Source organism: Kistimonas scapharcae (genome assembly GCF_039540975.1).
Classification (GTDB): domain Bacteria; phylum Pseudomonadota; class Gammaproteobacteria; order Pseudomonadales; family Endozoicomonadaceae; genus Kistimonas; species Kistimonas scapharcae.
This window is the reverse complement of sequence record NZ_BAABFL010000030.1, coordinates 1-1,174: the sequence shown is the minus strand read 5'-3', so window position 1 is coordinate 1,174 and position 1,174 is coordinate 1. Positions and strand designations below refer to the sequence as shown.

Annotated in this window: 2 protein-coding genes; both read right to left on the bottom strand. The window is 38.8% G+C overall.

The window, feature by feature from the left end; genetic code table 11:
• Nucleotides 1–30: 30 nt before the first annotated feature.
• Complete coding sequence (locus ABD892_RS02330; RefSeq protein ID WP_345193419.1) at nucleotides 31–873, bottom strand: DNA-directed RNA polymerase III subunit RPC5; 843 nt, start codon at nucleotides 871–873, stop codon at nucleotides 31–33.
• Nucleotides 874–1,062: 189 nt separating this feature from the next.
• On the bottom strand, nucleotides 1,063–1,174 hold a 112-nt coding region (locus ABD892_RS02325; RefSeq protein ID WP_345193421.1), incomplete at its 5' end, for an integrase core domain-containing protein.

Below are 1,174 nucleotides of genomic sequence, written 5' to 3'. Positions count from 1 at the left end.
TCAGGCGGTAATGGGAACATGGGGATGAGCTTAGGCGGCAGAACGTGAAATCGCCTTATGTACCGGTTTTTGAGTACTTACGGCGGTTTTATCCAAGCCTTTTTCTTGCGTTGTTGAAGCAGTCATCTTGACATGACTGGTTTTTATCTGTCCTGGTTGAGATGGACAATATTCCACGCCTACCTTTGAATCAACCATTTTCATATACAAACAAGCGTTATATAAAACCCAAAATTTTTCAGTTTTTCTATCAGGATCTAACCAAGGAATATTGTCTTTAATGATTTCAAGGTATTCGTTAATTTTATTTCTACTTTTTTTTCCCAGTGCACTTTTTCTACGTGAAAATTGACTTCTCATTTCTACGGAAACATCCACACTTACCTCTTTATCTTTTTCATCATCCGTCACATGCTCTGTATTAGCAACTCCATCACTACCCTGCCTCACATCTCCTTCATTCAAGAGCAAATCACTCTGATTTTTTTCAGATATCATTGTCTTCATACTGAAATAAATCTCTCCATCAGCCAGCATGCCGACTTTATTGCGAGAGACTAACAGGCAAACTCTTTTAGATATTTCTTCATCCGTTGATAGACGAGACAACTTACAAAGTTTATTCAACAAAACATAGGTTTGACGTATTTTCTTCCGCCTCAAGTCATTTATAGAACTTTTTTTACTCGCACAAGCTTTCTGTGTTGGTTCAACCAAAGATGTGTCAGTCGTCAACCCTAACTCGCTTTCTGATGGCCGTATTAAACGTTCTGAATATTCCTTCCTAACCTGCATAGAGTGATTCTTACCTATACATAAGTTATGTATCGATTCAAAATCCACTTTGTCACAATACTGCTTAAGTACAGGCATCCATTCTTCTTTATAAAAAAGCGGGGAAGGCTCTAGAGGCTCTAATTTATCAAAACTCCTGTCAAATAAGGGAATATTGTAATCATCCCCTAAACTAGGGGCATTTCGAATTAGAGTTCTCCGACTTACACTGAGTCAAACGGAGAACGAGATGAAAAAATCACGCTTTACCGTGTAAACATCCCTTTTTTAGTGGCACCCTAAATTAGAGTTTTCCAACAGCTCGGATTTAGCCAGGTATTCCCATGGCGTCAAATCGTTCAGGGAGCTGTGTGGACGTTCATTGTTGTATTCCCGAATC

Bases quoted from the DNA above. Each gene is read 5' to 3' on its own strand.
- ABD892_RS02330 (WP_345193419.1), bottom strand. From the start codon at position 873: ATGCCTGTACTTAAGCAGTATTGTGACAAAGTGGATTTTGAATCGATA.